Origin of the sequence: Streptomyces sp. NPDC004065, assembly GCF_044903565.1 — a bacterium.
Taxonomy (GTDB): Bacteria; Actinomycetota; Actinomycetes; order Streptomycetales; family Streptomycetaceae; genus Streptomyces.
The window spans coordinates 235420-250836 of record NZ_JBJDQT010000003.1; the positions used below are offsets into that span (position 1 = coordinate 235420).

General features: G+C 75.3%; 13 protein-coding genes. 1 reads left to right on the forward strand and 12 read right to left on the reverse strand.

Annotated elements, in window-relative coordinates; genetic code table 11:
* Positions 1–223 precede the first annotated feature (223 nt).
* Positions 224–1621, forward strand: coding sequence for an FAD-binding oxidoreductase (locus ACI2LW_RS07280; RefSeq protein WP_404730164.1), 1398 nt, complete (start codon positions 224–226; stop codon positions 1619–1621).
* On the opposite strand, the gene ACI2LW_RS07285 is transcribed toward ACI2LW_RS07280, so the two are convergent.
* From ACI2LW_RS07285 to ACI2LW_RS07340, 12 genes are all read right to left on the reverse strand, one after another.
* Positions 1616–2968 (reverse strand): FAD-dependent oxidoreductase, encoded by a 1353-nt coding sequence (locus ACI2LW_RS07285; RefSeq protein WP_404730165.1) that lies wholly within the window; start codon positions 2966–2968, stop codon positions 1616–1618. The genes ACI2LW_RS07280 and ACI2LW_RS07285 overlap by 6 nt on opposite strands.
* Positions 2969–3043: 75 nt before the next feature.
* On the reverse strand, positions 3044–3376 hold the full coding sequence (locus ACI2LW_RS07290) for a DUF397 domain-containing protein (RefSeq protein WP_404730166.1): 333 nt from the start codon (positions 3374–3376) through the stop codon (positions 3044–3046).
* Positions 3360–4547, reverse strand: a complete 1188-nt coding sequence (locus tag ACI2LW_RS07295) for a helix-turn-helix domain-containing protein (RefSeq protein WP_404730167.1) — start codon at positions 4545–4547, stop codon at positions 3360–3362. The genes ACI2LW_RS07290 and ACI2LW_RS07295 overlap by 17 nt, the downstream gene beginning before the upstream one ends.
* A 22-nt stretch (positions 4548–4569) precedes the next feature.
* Positions 4570–5082 (reverse strand): ATP-binding protein, encoded by a 513-nt coding sequence (locus tag ACI2LW_RS07300; protein WP_404730168.1) that lies wholly within the window; start codon positions 5080–5082, stop codon positions 4570–4572.
* A gap of 338 nt (positions 5083–5420) precedes the next feature.
* Complete coding sequence (locus ACI2LW_RS07305; RefSeq protein ID WP_404730169.1) at positions 5421–5888, reverse strand: Fur family transcriptional regulator; 468 nt, start codon at positions 5886–5888, stop codon at positions 5421–5423.
* Positions 5885–6448: an ATP-binding protein gene (locus ACI2LW_RS07310; protein WP_404730170.1), complete on the reverse strand. Its 564-nt coding sequence runs from the start codon at positions 6446–6448 to the stop codon at positions 5885–5887. The genes ACI2LW_RS07305 and ACI2LW_RS07310 overlap by 4 nt, the downstream gene beginning before the upstream one ends.
* Before the next feature lie 200 nt (positions 6449–6648).
* Positions 6649–7548 carry a hypothetical protein gene (locus ACI2LW_RS07315; protein WP_404730171.1) on the reverse strand — a complete coding sequence of 300 codons (900 nt, stop codon included), beginning with the start codon at positions 7546–7548 and terminating at the stop codon, positions 6649–6651.
* Positions 7545–8546, reverse strand: coding sequence for a ScbA/BarX family gamma-butyrolactone biosynthesis protein (locus ACI2LW_RS07320; RefSeq protein ID WP_404730172.1), 1002 nt, complete (start codon positions 8544–8546; stop codon positions 7545–7547). Before ACI2LW_RS07320 ends, ACI2LW_RS07315 begins: the two co-directional genes overlap by 4 nt.
* Before the next feature lie 13 nt (positions 8547–8559).
* Complete coding sequence (locus ACI2LW_RS07325) at positions 8560–9498, reverse strand: nucleoside-diphosphate kinase (protein ID WP_404730173.1); 939 nt, start codon at positions 9496–9498, stop codon at positions 8560–8562.
* Positions 9495–10577, reverse strand: coding sequence for an SDR family oxidoreductase (locus tag ACI2LW_RS07330; protein ID WP_404730174.1), 1083 nt, complete (start codon positions 10575–10577; stop codon positions 9495–9497). Before ACI2LW_RS07330 ends, ACI2LW_RS07325 begins: the two co-directional genes overlap by 4 nt.
* A 7-nt stretch (positions 10578–10584) precedes the next feature.
* Positions 10585–12243, reverse strand: a complete 1659-nt coding sequence (locus tag ACI2LW_RS07335) for a nucleotidyltransferase domain-containing protein (RefSeq protein ID WP_404730175.1) — start codon at positions 12241–12243, stop codon at positions 10585–10587.
* A 127-nt stretch (positions 12244–12370) separates the two neighbouring features.
* Positions 12371–15373, reverse strand: a complete 3003-nt coding sequence (locus tag ACI2LW_RS07340) for a phosphoenolpyruvate synthase (RefSeq protein ID WP_404730176.1) — start codon at positions 15371–15373, stop codon at positions 12371–12373.
* Between the last annotated feature and the right edge of the window lie 44 nt (positions 15374–15417).

Consider the following 15417-nt stretch of genomic DNA (forward strand, 5'->3'; position numbering starts at 1 on the left):
TACTGTCCCGCCACCCCGGCGGCCGCGCCAGTGAGGCGCGTCCGGGCCCGCCGGCCGATGTGCGGAACGGCGCGGGCGGGCGGAGACTGTCGCTGTGGGGTGTGCACCCCGCAGGCCTTCCTCACAGGCGCGTACGGACCCCGCGTCCCACGTCCCGTGGCCCGTCCGGACGTCGCGCTCGCGTCCGTCCGCGCGCCGCGCGCGTGAACAGGGGCGTTCGACCATGGGCGGTATCAGCGGACCGGCTCTGGAGAGTCTGCGCGGGGCGCTGCGGGGGCCCGTCGTCGCTCCGGGGGACCCCGGCTACGACGAGGCCCGCGGCGTCTACAACGCCATGATCGACCGGCGTCCGGCGGTGATCGCCGGATGCGCCGACGTGGCGGACGTACGGACCGCGCTCGCCTTCTGCCGGGACACCGGGGTGCCGCCGGCGGTGCGCGGCGGCGGACACAGCGGTCCGGGGCTGTGCGTGGCCGACGGCGCGCTGACGCTCGATCTGGCCCCGATGCGCTGGGTGGACGTCGATCCGGGGACGAGGACCGCGCGGGTGGGCGGCGGAAGCCTGCTGGGCGACCTCGACCACGCGACGCACACCTTCGGCCTGGCCACCCCGGCCGGGATCGTGTCGACCACGGGGGTCGGCGGTCTCACCCTCGGCGGCGGGCACGGGCATCTGACCCGCGCATACGGCCTGACCATCGACAACCTGCTGTCCGCCGACGTGGTCCTCGCCGACGGCACGTTCGTCACCGCCTCCGAGGACGACCACCCGGACCTGTTCTGGGCCCTGCGCGGCGGTGGCGGCAACTTCGGCGTCGTCACGTCGTTCACGTTCCGGCTGCACCCCGTGGACACCGTCGGCGTCGGACTGACCCTCTGGCCCCTCGACCGGGTCCGCGAAGTGCTCCAGTGGTACCGGGAGTTCCTGCCCGCCGCGCCCCAGGAGCTCAGCGGATTCTTCGCCCTGCTGACCGTACCGCCCGCACCGCCCTTCCCCGAGCCGGTCCACGGGCGGCGGATGTGCGCCGTCGTGTGGTGCCACACCGGCGAACCGGAGGCCGACCGCCTGAAGGAGGCGCTGGCCGTCGTGGACGCGCCGGGCCCGCCGGCCTTCCACTTCGTCGCCCCCATGCCCTACCCCGAGTTGCAGCGCATGTTCGACGGACTGCTGCCGCGGGGACTCCAGTGGTACTGGCGCGGCGACTTCTTCGACGCCATCCCCGACGAGGCCGTCGACGTGCACGAGCGGTACGGCCACACCCTCCCGACCGCCCTGTCCACCATGCACCTGTACCCGGTCGACGGCGCCACCCGCCGGGTCGGCGCCGGGGACACGGCCTGGGCCTACCGCGACGCCACGTGGTCCGGCGTCATCGCCGGCATCGACCCCGACCCCGCCAACGCCGGCCTGATCCGCCAGTGGTGCGTCGACTACTGGAACGACCTGCACCCCTACTCGATGGGCGGCGCCTACATCAACTTCCTCGGCGAGGAGGAGAGCGCCGACCGGGTCCGCGGTACGTACCGCCACCACTACGACCGGCTCGCCGCCGTCAAGCGCGCCTACGATCCCGACAACTTCTTCCGCGCCAACCAGAACATCCCGCCCGCCCCCTCATGAAGGGCCCGCACCGCGCCGAGCCCGGCGGGCGGCCAGCAGGGTGCGGACCACCGTGGCGGGACGCAGCGCCGCGCTCGGCGGGACCAGCAGGTGCTGCATGCCGAGTACGACGCGGTGCGCCTCCACCGAGACATGGCTCGCCCGCAGCATCAGGCGCACGTAGCGGTTGACCAGACCGGTGCCCGGCGGGCGGGGACCGGCGGTCTCCGGGTACATGAAGTCCCCGCCCGTGGCCAGTTGCCAGGGCGCGGCGACCACCCTGGCGGCCGCGCGGTAGTACGCGCGGGCCATGGGAGCCGACGGGGTGCCGAACCGGTCCAGGCAGCGCCCGAGCTGGATCGCCTCCAGCGCGGCGACGCTCATGCCCTGCCCGTACACCGGGTTGAAGCTGCACAGGGCGTCCCCGACGGTCACCAGGCCCGCGGGAGGCGTGCGCAGCCGTTCGAAGAAGCGCCGCCGGGACCGCGGGTAGGTGAACTTGCGGGGGCCGCCGTCGTCGGCGGGCCGCGCGCGGGCGACCAGTTCGCCGATGTGCGGGGCGGGCAGGCCGGCGGCGAAGCCGGCGAACCCTCGCGGGTCGGCGGGCGCGTGGGCACCGTGCCAGCCGGCCAGGGTGACCACCCACCGCCCGTCCTCGACGGGAAGGACGGCGGCCGCCCGCCTGTCGTGCGGCGGGACTCCGGCGATCAGGTACAGCAGTGCGCCGTCGGCCAGCCGCTCGCCCGGCTCGCGCCGCAACAGCCGGGTGGTGTAGCCGATGTCGACCTTCACGGTCGCCGTGCCGGGGACCGGGCAGCCCAGGGCGCGCAGCCACCGGTCGGTCCGCGCACCGCTGTGGCCGGTGGCGTCCACCACCAGATCGGCGGCGAGCGTCTCTCCCCCGTCCAGTTCGACGCCGGTCACCCGCCCGGCGGATCCGGTCAGCCCGCACACCGCGATGCGGTCGCGTATCCGTACGGCGGGCAGTGCGGCCACCCGTGACCGTACCGTGTGCTCCAGGAGGGCGCGGCTGAGGCTGATGCCGAGCATGCCGCTGGCGAAGCGGAGGCGGGCGCCTCCCATCTGGTGGAAGACGACGTCCGACCCGGGGTCGAAGGCCACCGCGCCGGCGGTGACTAGTTCGTCGGTGAGGCCGGGGAACAGCTCCTCGAGCGCGTGGTTGCCGCTGACGAGGAGCGCGTGCGCGTGCCCGCCCTGCGGCACACCACGCCGGTCCACCGCCCCGCCGGGAAGGTGATCGCGCTCCACGACCGTGACCTCGTCGAACCGGTCGGCCAGTACGCGCGCCGCGGCCAGCCCCGCCATCGACCCGCCGACGACCACCGCGTGCGCACCGAACGAACCCATGAGGCCTCCGTGGACGACAGGCGCCGCGGCGGTCCGCGGAACCGTGGAGAGTGTAGAAGTGCTGTGTGCCGTACGTCACTTGGCCGGCCGGGGCGGGGCGGCCGGCCCCGGGCTCGGCCGGCCGGCCTGCCCGGGCCCGGTCGGCCGGCCCCGACCCGGTGGGCCGGCCGCGGCACGGTCGGCCGCGGCACGGTCGGCCGCGGCTCGGTCGGCCGGGGCACGGTCGGCCGCGAGAGCCGTGAGGAAGGCCCGCCACGGCTGCGCGCCGAGTCCCACGACCGGGCCGTCGGGGTTCTTGCTGTCGCGGACGTGGACCACGTCCCCCGAGTCGGCGACCTCCACGCAGTTGCCCCCGTTTCCCATGCTGCGGCTGCTCCTGCGCCAGCGCGGTTCAGTCCGGTCCGCCATCGAGTTCCTTTCTCAGCCGCCGTATCAGGACGCGCGAGTCGTGCGGTGACAGCGCGTTGGCCTGGAGCAGGTTGAAGGCGAGCTGGTGCTGTCTGAGCTGGTGGGCGTCGTCGGTCACCTGGCCGCCGAGGAACGACTCCCCGTACAGCAGGTCCGGGCCCTCCCGGAAACCCATGATCCGGAAGGGGGTCATGGTCCCGGGGTGCTCGCGCAGTCCGAACGGGATGACCTGCAGGTCCACCTTGGGCAGTTCGGTCACGGCGGCCAGGTGCCCGAGCTGCTCGCCCATGATCCGGCGGCCGCCGACCCGGCGGCGGAGCACCGACTCGTCGAGCACGATCATGATGCGGGGCGGGTCGCACCGGTCGAGCAGGCGCCGGCGGTCCATCCGCGCGGTCACGAGCTGCTCGATCCGCAGCGCCGGGAGCACCGGCTGGGCGGTGGTGAAGACGGCCCGGGCGTACGCCTCCGTCTGCAGCAGGCCGGGAACGGCGACCGTCTCGAACTCCTGGAGGAAACTGGCCTGTTGTTCCACCTCGACGACCTGCCAGAACCAGTCCGGGTAGGCCGACTCCACGAGCGCGGGCCACCGCGCCGCCAGGGCGCCGCCCGTGCCGAGGAGCCGGTCGGCCTCCTCGGCGAAGCCGCGGGACGGCATCCGCCCGGCGTTCTCGACCCGCTCCAGGACGTCCTCGGGGCAGCCCATCCGCCCGGCGAGCTCCGGCAGGCCCAGTCCGGCCGCCAGCCGGTAGCCGCGCAGGGCGGCGCCGAAGCGGTTCAGCGCGGACAGCAGGCTCTCACCGCCCGGCCTCCCGGACGCGGCGTCCGGCGCGTCCGGGTCCGCGAGCCCGCGGCCGCCGGGCGGCTGCCACGCGACGCTGCCGTCCGGTCCGAGGGCCGCCCGCGCGATGGGATCCGGCGGGCAGGAGGGCAGCGGCTGACGTGACGCGGCCGGCAGGCGGCTGAGCAGTCCCCAGGCGTGCACGCCCGGACGGGCGGCGGCGGACAGGGCCGCCTCGATGCAGGCGCGCGCGCTCTGCTCGGTCGCGCAGGTGCCGCACGGGCCCTGCTGATGCCTGCTGTCGCAGACCTGGTGCACCTCCCAGCCGTACAGGCTGCCGCCCGCCGGCACGTGGGCGCGGCGGTCCCCGCCGTCGGTCGTACCGTTCACCGGTCCTCCCCTGCTTCCGGGTTCAGCTCGGGCCGCACCGGTCGGCGGGCCGGGGGATCCCGTCGCTCCCCTCGACGGCGAGGGTGCACCAGGTGGTCTTCCTCCCGTGGCGGTCCCGGCGGGCGCCCCAGGCCGAGGCGATCGCCTGCACGAGGTACATCCCGCGGCCCTGTTCCTCCTCGGGACCCACCCGCTGGACCAGGGGCCGGGCCGCCGAGCCGTCGGTGACCTCCACCAGGAGGCGGTCGCCGATCTGCATCACGTCCAGGGTGATCCCGGTGTCGGGTGCGTATCTGATCGCGTTGCCGACCAGTTCGCTGACCAGCAGCCGGCCGTCGTCGACGGTGGCGGGCGGACAGCCCCAGGCGACCAGGGCCGCGCCGGCCGCCGTGCGGGCCCGGCGCACCTCCACGGCCGCCGTCCGCAGATGCAGGTGCACCTGCCGGCCGAAGCCGAGGTCGCAGTCGGGGCATCCCTCGGCGCGCGGCCCGGCGCACAGGCGTTCCGGGCGGCGCGGGTCGTGGAGGTGGGTCATGTCAGGCTCCCCTGCCGCGCCCCGCGGCGGCGGTCGGCGCATACCGGCCCTCTCTGCGTGCGATCCCGTGCATCACGGCCCTCCCGCCAGCCCTGCGCTCCGGGGCGACGGCTCCACCGCGGAGTGCGTGCCTCACCCTGCCGGGCTCGGGGAGAGCGGCGGTATAGCGGCGGTATCGGTCCGGCGGGCGGATCGCGGTGGCTCGGGGCGGGCGTGGCCGGTCCGCGTCCGAGCGGGCGGGCGGGACAGGCGGCCGGTGAGCAGGTGGCGGGTCAGCGTTGTGGTGACGGGTTGCGGGTCGGCGGGTGGCCAGTGGTGGGTCGCGGGTGGCGGGTGGCTCAGGACGCGGGAGCCGTGTCCCGGCAGCGGGGGCACAGGCCCCAGAAGGTGACGGCCGCCTCCTGGGTGGCGTACCCCTCGGGCAGCTGGGGTTCCATGCACGGAGGGGCACCGATCGTGCAGCGCACGTCCTCGATGGCGCCGCAGCGGCGGCACACGAAGTGGTGGTGGTTGTCGTGGCGCTCGATCTCGTACCGGGCGGAGTGGCCGGGGATCTGGGTGCAGCGGATCAGCCCGGCGTCCGTGAGGGCGTGCAGCACGTTGTAGGTGGCCTGCAGGGACAGGCTGCCCGTGATCCGCTGGGCCCGCTCGCGCAGGGCGTCGGCGTCGAGATGGGCGGGCGACTGGGTGACGGCCACCAGCATGGCCATGCGCGGCGCGGTCACCCGCAGGCCGGCCGCGCGCAGCCGCTCCGCGGCCCGCGCCATGGGTTCTCCGGCGGGCGAGGCGGCCGTCGTGCCGTTCATGCCGCCGCGTCCTCCTCGCCCTCGTCCAGCCGCGCCGTCGCGCCGTCCGCGTCAGCGTCCGCGGTGAGCTCGAACCACACGCTCTTGCCCTCCGGGGCGTAGGAGCAGCCCCAGCGCGCGGCCAGCATGTCGACCAGGGCCAGTCCGCGGCCGTTCTCGTCGTCGGGACCGGCCTCGGTGGGACGGGGCGGCAGCGAGGAGCCGTCGCCGACCAGACAGCGCAGCTCGGACAGGTACTCGAAAGTGAGGCTCAGCGGTCCCCGGGCGTGGCGCAGCGCGTTGCACACCAGCTCACTGACCAGCAGCTCGGCCGTCGGAACGAGTTCCTCCAGACCCCACCGGGGCAGGACGTCGCGCACCGCCTCCCTCGCCGTGGCGCAGGCGGTCGGCGACCACGGCAGCACCCAGGGGCCGCCCACGAAGGACTCCACGCCGGTCGTGGGCAGGCCGGCCCCGGGGGCCGGGGGCCGAGCGGGCGCCTCGGGGCGCCAGGGGCGGAGAACGGCCGCCCGGGCGAGGGATTCGCCCGGTTCGGTCGCGCGGGAAACAGTTGGGTCCATGGAGGGGTGTGCCTTTGGGGGGACGGCTGCGGGTCTCTTGTCAGACATACGACCGTACGCCTTATCTGGAGTCGATCAAGTCGCTGGATATCCGCATTTGCCGTTTTCATCATGTCGCACGCCGCCCGCACACCTCACACGCCGCCCCGCACCACCCCCCGCGCGGAGGGTCGCGGGGCGTGGCCGCCGGCCGGCGCGGCTCACAGCGGCAGCAGGGCGCGGACGGTCAGGGCGAGATGGGTGGCGGCGACGTACCCCATGGCGGCCGGCAGCGGCCAGCGGCCGCGGCGTGCCCGCAGGAACTGCCGCAGACCCCAGGCGGGCAGCAGCGCGGTCAGGCCGAGCAGCAGGGCGGCCGGGCCGTCCGCCGGGAGGAACAGCACGAGCTGGCAGGCGACCGCCCCCGCGGCGAGGAGTGCGGCCACCGCGGCGCTGCGCCGGGGGCCGAGCACCGTGGAGTACAGACGCTCTCCGGCGGGCGCCTCCCAGGCCGTCTTGCGGGCGAACTCGAAGTGCAGGAGCACACACGCGCTCAGCGCCAGCAGCACCGCGCCGCGCCAGTCGGCGGACACCGTTCCGGCGGCGGCCGCCGACCCGTACACGTACCCGCCCAGCAGCAGCTGCACCGGGTAGGTGACGGCGAGGTCGAGCAGCTGCCGGTCGCGTACCGCCGCGGAAGCCCGTTCCAGGGCGGCGAGCAGCAGGGCGTAGCCGAGGACCGCCAGGATCAGCAGCACGGCGGCCGGCGACAGCGCGGTGTTCAGGCCGGTCGCCACGGCCGCCGCGGCGGCCATGCCCAGGCGCAGCCCGGTGGCGGTGACCTCGCCGGTGACCAGCGGCCGGCCGGGGTGGTGGACCCGGTCGTAGTCCAGGTCCTTCTGCTCGTCCAGCAGGCGCAGGAACAGCAGGGCCAGCACGACGCTCGCCACCCGCACCCAGGTGGCGGCGGCCGGACGCCAGGCGGTGCCGGCCGGCGAGGCCGCCGAGCCCTCCAGGGCGAGCACCCACAGCAGGGCGTAGGTGATGTGGACGTGGGGGCGGAGCAGGCGCAGCACGACGCGGCCCCGCCGGGCCCGCGCCGGTGCGGCGACGGCGCTCACCGGGGACCGCTCCGGGGCCCGGCCGCGGCGCGGCCCGGCCCGGTGCCGACGAGGGCGCCGGTCGGTGTCCGGTCGCCGGCGAGGGTGAGGCGGGCCTCGGCGACGACGGCGCCGAGCTGGTGCAGGGCGCACTCGATCTCGTCGCCGGGCCGGACCGGGGCGGTGACGCACCGCAGGGGGAGGTCCATCTCGGCGAAGCGGCTGAACCGTGCGGACAGGCCGACCGGCATGGCCGTGGGGGTGCGCAGCGTGCCCGCGGAGACGGCGGCGCTCAGCGCGAGCTGCCGGAACGCCTCCAGTTCCAGCATGCCGGGCACATGGTCGACCCAGTGGTCGTAGAGCGTCGGATGGCTGGTCTCGGCGACCAGGCGGGCCGTGCTGCGGCCGTCGCCCGAGGTGTGCGGGGGCGAGATGACCACGTTGGCGGGGTCGCGGCGGCCGACCCGGGCGGGGTCGGCGCGCGGGCCGCCGAGGGCGACGGGGGTGCCGAAGAGGCCGAGGGCGTGCCGCTGCCGGGTGCGCAGCCGGGTCCAGTCCGCCGCCGTCATCCACGAGTAGTCGATGCGGGCCGACATCGCCTCGTGACCGCCGATGACCGCGGTGAAGCGCAGCCGCAGTCCGGTGACGCCGCCGCGCCCGCGGAACCGGTGCTCGATCCGGGCGGTGATGACGGCCTCCGTGGGCGCCGGGCCCGCCCGCAGTGCGGCCGGGTCGGGCACCTCGAACTCGACGGCACGCAGCAGGAACCTGTGGCCGGCCGGGACGCCGAGGTGGCGGTGGGCGACCACGAATATGCCCTGCCGGCACGCCTCCAGCAGCAGGAGGGGGTCGTGGTGGGTACGGGGCGCGAGCGTGTCGTCGTGGAAGGCGTGGCGGCGCGGAAGCTGCGCCGCGAGCAGTGTCTCGTCCTCGCTCAGGCGCTCCGCGTCGGTCAGGAGGACCTCGGCGATCGCGGCCCGGTGCACCAGGTCCCGGGGAAGGGTCCGGGCGAACTGCATGGGGACTCCTCGTTCAGGTTGCGGTGACGCGCAGGGCGGTCAGATGGCGGCGCCATGCCGCGGCGTCGGCCCCGTCCAGCACGGGCAGGCGGCCGGGCCGGCGCATGGGGAGGACCCGGGAGCCGACGATGACGGTGTCCCACGGGTCCAGTTCGGCTCCCTGCCGCCAGGCCTCCCGCAGCATCCGGGCCGGGTCGGCGGCCGGGTGCGGGACCGGGTGCGGGGACAGGGCCTCGCGCAGCCGCCGGAGTGCGGGGGCGAAGTCCAGGTCGCGGGGGTCGGTGGCGGCGTAGAGCCGGCGGGCGAGTTCCAGGGCGTGACCGGTGCGGTCCTCGCCCGCGAGGGCGGAGCGCAGCAGGAGTTCGCGCTCGGTGTCGTCGAAGTGGACGCCCAGCTCCCGCAGCACGTCGGCGGGTTCGTCGGGGGTGTGGACGAGGTTGAGCAGGTAGCTGTGGCGGCCGAGGAGGTGGCGGAGCTGGCCGGGGAGGCGGGCGTCGGGATCGGTGGGGCCCTTGAGCCGGGTGAGCTCGACCGCGGCCGGGATGTCCAGGGGGTGGCCGGGGCGGACGACGAGGACGAGGGCGTCGGCGTCCTCGAGGAAGAGCGCGGCGAGCCGCCTGCGCTCGGGGGTGGCCAGGTTCCACTGGAAGTACCACAGGGCGCGGATCATGGTGCGGGTCAGGCGGGTGATCGCCGCGCCGACGATCCGGAAGTCCCGCTCGGCCAGCCACTGGACGGCCGGTTCGAGTCTGCGGGCCACCACGGCGTCGGGCTTGAGCAGCAGCGCGGCGTGGTGCCGGGCGAAGCCGGTGACGTCGTCGGTGAGGGCGGCGAGTTGTTCCGCGCACTCCTGGTAGTAGGTGTCGGCGCCGTACAGCCGCTGCTTGGCCGGGTGGCAGGTGAGCTGCGGCGACACCGGCATGCCGTACGTGGGCTCGGGGTGGGTGGTCACTGGGCGCTCCCGTGGGCTGGGGGTGCGGCCGGCCGCCGGGGCGTGCCGAGGTAGCCGGCCCTGAGGCAGTGGTCGAGCAGGCGGCGCAGATGGGTCCGCCCGCGCGGGGCGGACGGACGGCCGGCGAAGGCGGCGGCCCGCGCGTCGTCGAAGTGGACGCGTCTGCGGAAGTAGGTGCCGTAGAGGGCGATGACGCGCTCGTAGTACGGGCGTTCGCGCTGCGGCAGGGCCGCCGCGCTGAACGCGGAGGGGGGCACGAACCTCGGCACCCGGAACGAGGGGTACTCGGCGAGCACGTCGGAGAAGTCCTTCAGGGTGACCTCGTGGCCCACCGCGTGCAGGGTCTGTCCCTCGGCGTCGGCGAAGCGCAGGGCCGCCTCGGTGACCAGGCCGGCGACCCGGTCCACGGGCACCAGGTCGAGTACGGCGCCGTAGTCGCCGGGGGCGGTGCGCACCAGGCCGCGGGTGAAGACCTTCAGGACGGGATAGATGGTTCTGAAGTCGCGGATGCGGCCGGTGCGCGAGGCGCCGGTGATGATGCTGGGGCGTACCACGGCGACCGGCAGCCCGCGCGCGGCGGCCTCGCGGACCAGGATCTCGGCCGCGAGTTTGCTCCGCTCGTAGTCGTTGCCGGGGCGCTGGCCGACGTCGAGTTCGTCCTCGTGCGCCACGCCGTCGCGTTCGCCGCACACATAGGCGGTGCTGACGTGCACGAGCGGGGTGCGGTGGACGCGGGCGAGGTCGAGGACGTGGCGGGTGCCGCGGATGTTGACGGTGTCGTAGAGCCCGGCCGGCCGTCCGAAGTCGGTGACGGCGGCGCAGTGCACGATCCGGTCCGCGGTCAGGGCCAGGCGCCGGGCGTCGTCGTCGAGGCCGAGGCCGGAGCGGGTGATGTCACCGGTGAGCGGGGTGAGGGTGCCGGGGGCGGGGGTGAGCGGGCTGCCGTCGTTGCGGACGATGCCGGTGCGCCGGTGCAGCAGGGCCAGCACGGTGTGGCCGCGGGCGGTGAGCCGGGCGGCGACCTCCGCGCCGAGCAGCCCGCCGGCGCCGGTCACCAGCACGGTCGTGGTGTCGGGCATCGGGGCCTCACCCGGTCCGGTGGGGCTGGAGGCCGTGCCCGGACAGCAGGTCGCGGGCCTCCTCGATGGGCAGGGTGGCGTCGAGGTGGACGCCGACGCGCAGCCAGTCGTAGCCGAGTTCCAGGGTGGCCCGCCAGGCGCCGGCGGAGTCGAAGCTGGCGGGGAAGGCGTCCGCGCCGGCGCTGTCGCGCACCAGGGCGACGAAGGAGCGCAAATCCTCCAGGACCGCGTCGCCGTCGTGGGGCGAGGCGACGGCGCGGGCCAGCAGTTCCCGGGCGCGGGACCGTATCGCCCCGGTGGACGGCGGCAGCAGGTCCATGCGGTGCACGAGGTCGCAGTCCGGAGGCAGCGGGTGGACGCCGTGGGCGCTGAACAGGCCGCGCAGCGCGGCGTGCACGGCGCGGCGGGCGGTGAGTTCGGCGACGGGCCACTGGCGGCGCCGCAACGCGCCGGTGAGGTCCTCCACGGCGTTCTCGACGACGACGTTGGACCACACCAGGGCCATGGTGGCGGCGGCGAACCGGTCGGCGGGCAGGGGGATCAGGTCGACGGCGTCCGGCCCGCCGACGGCCGCGCCGCGCACCGACAGCAGCGGCCGCGCGGTGGAGGGCGGCGGGGTGACGGGGCCGGGCGGTGCGGCGAGCGGCAGCGACGGGGTGACGGTGCCGCCGCCCTTCCAGGCCAGCCGGATCAGTCCGTAGCGCAGGAACGTGGCGAGCAGCGGTCCGGGGTCGCCGCCGGTGGCGGCGGCCGCGGCGGCGAGGGCTTCGGGCAGCGGCCGGCCGGGGACGAGGGAGCGCCAGACGGCTCCGGCCCGGTCGCCGAGCGCGAACACCTCGCGACGCCGGCGCACGACGTGGACGCGGTCACCGGCCGGCCAGGTGGTGACGCCGGCGGCGCGTTCGACGGTGAGCCGGCCGGGGCGGTCGGCCACGCCGGTCAGGCCGAGGGCGGCGGCGAAGTCGAGACAGGCGGTCAGGTGTGCGTGCGCCGCCTCGCGGTCGCCTCCCGGGGCGGGAGCCGTCTCCTGCAGCCGCCGGTACCGCTCGCGCACGCCGGGCCGGCCGGCCCGGTCCAGTTGCAGGGACAGCCACTTGGGCTCCAGGTAGGTCTCGCCGTGGCCGGCCGCCCACGCCTTGGCGGTCTGCAGGAGTCCGGCCCGGTTCCATTCGACGGCCTCCTCGTTCCGGCCGAGGCAGAGCAGCGCCACCGCGTGCCGCAGCGACTGGCGGGCCCGGTGCCCCCACCAGTCGGCGGCGATGCGGGCGAACTGCCCTGGAGGCATCAGCGACTTGACCTCCTCCACCAGGGCGTGACCGCGCAGCGGGTGGCTGTGCAGCAGCCGCTGGCAGCGGTTGAGGAGGTCCTCCGGGACCCTGCCGGGGTGCCTGGCGCGGTCCCTCAAGGTGCTGAACTGGTCGGTGAGTTGGCGTACGGACCGGGTGCGGATCTCGACGCGGCGGCCGTCGACGAAGAGCAGCGACGGCATGGTGGGCGTCTCCCGCTCTCCGCGCGCGATGAGCAGGAAGTCGACGTCGGAGGAGGGGTTGCCGAATCCCTCGGCGATGGATCCCTCCAGCACGACGGCGAAGTCTCCGGTGTCCTGGGGCAGTTCGGCGAGCGACTTGGCGAGCAGGTCCTGCAGTCGGTCCTCGGAGAGGATCACGTTCGCGGTCTCCGTCCTTGACTGTCCGGGTTCCTGAGCCGGCCGGCGTACGTGGGCCCGCGGGCCGGCGGGGTCGTGCGAGCCGCGGGATGGTGCGGGCCGCGGGGTCGTGCGGTCCGCGGCGGGCTCATGGGCCGTCCGGTTCCCCGGCCGCGGCGCCGGCGGGCGGGTCGGCCAGTACGGTGACGGTCCCGGCGCCCCCGTCCACCCGCACCCGGGCGCCGGTACGTATCTCCGTGGTGGCGCCCTCGACCTGCACCACGGTGGGGATGCCCAGCTCACGGGCGACGACCGCCACATGGGTCAGCGGGCTGCCGCGTTCGATGACGACGGCGGCGGCCGAGGACAGCGCGGGCAGCCACCCCGGGTCGGTGCGGTAGGCGACGAGGACGGCGCCGCCGATCCCGGAGGGGTCGGCGGTGACCACCGCGGGCCCCTCGGCGACGCCGGGGCAGCAGGGCGTGCCGCGCAGTTCGCCCGCGCCACCGCGGGCGGCGGGCCCGCTGTTCCAGCCGGCCCGTTCCAGATTGCCCCACCAGTAGGGGGCGCCGTGGGTGGTGAAGCGGGAGGGCGCGTGCAGCGCGGAGTCGGCGTCCAGGCGCTCGCGGCGCAGCGCCGCCAGCGCCCGCAGCTCGGTGTGGGCGATCTGCCCCTCGTACGCGCCGCACACCTCAGCCAGCTTTAGCATGAACACATCAACCCAGGAGTCGATGGCCCCGGCGGCGGCCAGGTCACGGCCCATGGCCCGCAGCATCCGCTTGGCGGCGCCGAAGGCGCGGGTGCGGCAGAACCGGAGCCGTTCGCGGTCGGTGAGCGCCGCCCGGGCCTTGCGGCGCACCCGCTCGTACACCCAGCGGCGCGGGCCGCGCAGATGCCGGTCGAGGTAGGCCTCGGCCCCGCCGTCGCCATCGCCGTCGCCGCCGTCGTCCGGGCCCGCCTTGCCCGTCCGGCCGGTCCGGCCGGTCCGGCCGTCCCCGTCCCCCCTCTCGTCCCCGCCGCCGCTCCCGTCCCCGCCGCCGCGCCGGTCGCCGGGTGCGTCCGCCAGGGCCTGGCGCAGCAAGGTGAACAGCCCGGCCGGGTTCTCCCGCAGATCGGGCACCTCGAGCTTGAGTTCGTCGGGGCTGCGGTAGCCGTAGGCGGCGACGTACGCGTCCACGGCGGCCAGGATCCCGGTGTGCCCGGCCTCGCGCAGCGCGCGGTGGGCGTCGGCGTCGGCGGTGCGCTCCAGCAGCTCGCGCACCTCCTCGTCGGCCCGTATCCGCGCCGCGAGGCCGGTCAGCGCCCGGACCGGCTCGGCGGACTCCACGCCCTCGCCCGGGGCGGCCGCGGCCCAGGTGAACCATTCGGGGGCGTGCGGCAGCCACCTGCGGGTGAGCAGGGCCAGCGCACCGACGGAGAGCAGGATCGTGGCGTCGAGGACCTGCATCGGCCCCCATTTCTCGATGAGTTCCCGCTGGAGCCTGCGAAAGCGCCGATACGTCTCGTCGCCGGGCAGTGCGTCGTAGTCGACCCCGTCGAATTCCTCGTACACGCGGGAGAAATCCCGGTGAAACCTGTCGACCGATTTCCGGATGGCCAGAAATCGCGCGGTGAAGATCACGGTGCTCCGCAGCCGCGCAATCCGGCCGCGCGCGCCCGTCCGGGGAGTGAAGGGGTGAAGGGCGTCGGCGCACTCGTCGGAAAGGCTTTCCGAGACGCCCAGCGATTTCTCCAGCACCCGGCGGCCCAGCGGGTACAGCGGGGCCAGGCGCACCATGCGGTACCAGTGGTGCAGGTTGTAGTAGACCCGCCCGTGGACGTAGCCGAGCAGGTACGGCGTCCACTCCTGGACCTCGCGCAGCCGGGCGCCGCGCACGCCCAGCGCGCGGGCGTAGGCCTCGTACACCTTCGCGTAGGTGTCGGCGGCGAAGCTGAAGGTGAGCGGGGAGACGACGCCGCCGAAGCTCTCGATGATGTTGGAGTTGTCCCACAGGCGCTCCTGTCCGCGCGGCCCGGGCGCGGGGCGGGCCGCCGCGCCGCCGGGCGCGGTGACCGGGCGGCTCTGCAGGATCCACAGCGTGCCGTCGGCGATCGCCCACTCGATGTCCTGCGGGGCGCCGTAGCGGGCCGTGGCGCGCGCTCCCGCCTCGTGCAGCCGGGCCAGCTCCGCGGCGGTCAGGCAGGGTGCCGCGCGGTCCGCGGGGGCGACCGGCGACACCGTGCAGCCGGGGCCGGGACCCGCGTCGTAGCGCTCCCGCTTCTCGCCGACGGCTGTCCTGAGCGGTTCACCGGTGGCGGCGTCCAGGACCACCGTGTCGGCGTCGACCGCGCCGGAGACCAGGCCCTCCCCCAGTCCGTGGACGGCGCCGACGACGTAGCGGTCGGTCCGGCCGGTCGCCGGGTCGGCGGTGAACAGCACCCCGCTGCGTTCGGCGGGCACCATGCGCTGCACGATCACCGCGACACCGCCGGTGTCCGGCGGCAGGCCGTGCCGTGCGCGGTAGAGCAGGGCGCGTTCGGAGAAGGCCGAGGCCCAGCAGCGCCGGACATGGGCGGTGACCTGCTCGCGGCCGCGGACGTTGAGGAAACTGTCGAACTGCCCGGCGAAGGAGTGCGCGGCGCCGTCCTCCAGGGCTCCGGAGGAGCGGACGGCCACCGTGCCGCCGCCGGCCTCGCGGTAGGCCGCGGCGATCGCGGCGGCGACACGCTCCCCGAGGGGCGCGGTCCCGATCAGCGCGGCGATCGCGGCGGCGGCCTCGCGCACCCTGCCGGCGCTCCCGTCCGCGCTCCCGCCGTCGCCGCCGTCCGCCGGGTACGCCCGCGCCAGGTCCGCGAACTCTGCCAGCAGCCCGTCCAGTCCGCTGCCGCGCGAGAATTCCGCGAACACGTCCAGACCGAGCACCGACCAGCGCGGTACTTGAAATCCGGACTCCGTCAGGATGTGCAGGTTCCGCGCCTTTCCACCACCCCATTCGGCGATTTCCGACGCATCGCTCGTGCGAGTGAGGACGCGAAGGCGCTGCTGACCGGGTCCCGCGGTGAGCGACAACTGGAATCCCTCCGGGAGCTTCGTTGACGACTCACAGAGAGGTATCACGGTGTGCTCGGGGAAAACCTCCACATCGACCGTTCCAGGTGTTCCCCTGAACATTTCCGGCCATTGTTCAATCAAGGACGATCAGCACGTGATACGGC

Excerpts from the sequence above, each read along its gene's own strand:
- ACI2LW_RS07330 (WP_404730174.1), bottom strand. The coding sequence starts at position 10,577 with ATGCCCGACACCACGACCGTGCTGGTGACCGGCGCCGGCGGGCTGCTC.
- ACI2LW_RS07300 (WP_404730168.1), bottom strand. The coding sequence starts at position 5,082 with ATGACCCACCTCCACGACCCGCGCCGCCCGGAACGCCTGTGCGCCGGG.
- ACI2LW_RS07320 (WP_404730172.1), bottom strand. The coding sequence starts at position 8,546 with ATGCAGTTCGCCCGGACCCTTCCCCGGGACCTGGTGCACCGGGCCGCG.
- ACI2LW_RS07280 (WP_404730164.1), top strand. The coding sequence starts at position 224 with ATGGGCGGTATCAGCGGACCGGCTCTGGAGAGTCTGCGCGGGGCGCTG.
- ACI2LW_RS07290 (WP_404730166.1), bottom strand. The coding sequence starts at position 3,376 with ATGGCGGACCGGACTGAACCGCGCTGGCGCAGGAGCAGCCGCAGCATG.
- ACI2LW_RS07340 (WP_404730176.1), bottom strand. The coding sequence starts at position 15,373 with ATGTTCAGGGGAACACCTGGAACGGTCGATGTGGAGGTTTTCCCCGAG.
- ACI2LW_RS07285 (WP_404730165.1), bottom strand. The coding sequence starts at position 2,968 with ATGGGTTCGTTCGGTGCGCACGCGGTGGTCGTCGGCGGGTCGATGGCG.
- ACI2LW_RS07310 (WP_404730170.1), bottom strand. The coding sequence starts at position 6,448 with ATGGACCCAACTGTTTCCCGCGCGACCGAACCGGGCGAATCCCTCGCC.
- ACI2LW_RS07305 (WP_404730169.1), bottom strand. The coding sequence starts at position 5,888 with ATGAACGGCACGACGGCCGCCTCGCCCGCCGGAGAACCCATGGCGCGG.